This is a genomic window from Pseudomonas sp. SMSB3, from assembly GCF_052041965.1.
Lineage (GTDB): Bacteria > Pseudomonadota > Gammaproteobacteria > Pseudomonadales > Pseudomonadaceae > Aquipseudomonas.
The window spans coordinates 1-377 of record NZ_JBKGGV010000049.1 but is presented as its reverse complement, the minus strand read 5'-3'; the positions used below and the strand labels follow the sequence as shown (position 1 = coordinate 377).

The following is a 377-nucleotide window of genomic DNA, read 5'->3' as shown; positions in this document are numbered from 1 at the left end:
TCACTACAACCGGAGCGCCAGTCACCGGCGCTCCGATGCTGGCGGTGTAGACGATGGTGCCGCTTTCAGCCACGGATGGGGTAGCGGTCAGGGTCACCGTCGTGGTGTCCATCACATCGGTAACTGCAGTACTGACGGTATCGGCGCTGGCGACGAGATTTTCGTAGTTGCCACCGCTGACGCTGATGATGCTGTTCGTGACAGCGTCATGTCCCTGATAAACATCGTTGCTAACAACACCCGTTGTCGTGCCTGAGCTTTGGCCAACGGGAATCGTGATGGTTTGGCCATTGGCCAAGGTCACCAGGACCGGGTTGCCTGTCACCGGCTCGTCGACGCTGGCGGTGTAGACGATGGTGCCGCCCTCGGCCACAGAT

The 377-nt window shown here is 59.9% G+C and carries 1 protein-coding gene; it reads right to left on the bottom strand.

All coding sequences use genetic code 11. The features are described from left to right. Positions 1-377: immunoglobulin-like domain-containing protein (locus ACLEJW_RS23240; RefSeq protein WP_440778331.1), on the bottom strand; the 377-nt coding region annotated here is incomplete at both ends.